Consider the following 270-nt stretch of genomic DNA (forward strand, 5'->3'; position numbering starts at 1 on the left):
TCGAGCGCCTTGCCGTTGAAGCTGCCGTCGATGCCCAACGCCTGCCCCACGCGGCCCGGGCCGGCGCACAGCAGGCGCAGGTCGTCGAGGCCCCGCCGCGCCTGCATGCGTGCGATGCCCATCGTGGGCTCGATCGCGCGGATCAGCACGCCGGCACCGTGGCCCGCTTCGCGGCAGACGACATTGAGGCACCAGTGGATGCCGTAGGAGCGGTAGACGTAGGCGTGTCCCGACGGCCCGAACATGGCCGCGTTGCGCGGCGTGGGCCCG

The 270-nt window shown here is 73.0% G+C and carries 1 protein-coding gene; it reads right to left on the reverse strand.

Annotated features, from left to right (window positions below):
- Positions 1-245: DNA-3-methyladenine glycosylase (locus tag CVH10_RS20775; protein WP_369335924.1), on the reverse strand; the 245-nt coding region annotated here is incomplete at its 3' end.
- Positions 246-270 lie beyond the last annotated feature (25 nt).

It is taken from the genome of Halomonas sp. ND22Bw (genome assembly GCF_003011945.1).
Classification (GTDB): Bacteria; Pseudomonadota; Gammaproteobacteria; order Pseudomonadales; family Halomonadaceae; genus Halomonas; species Halomonas halophila.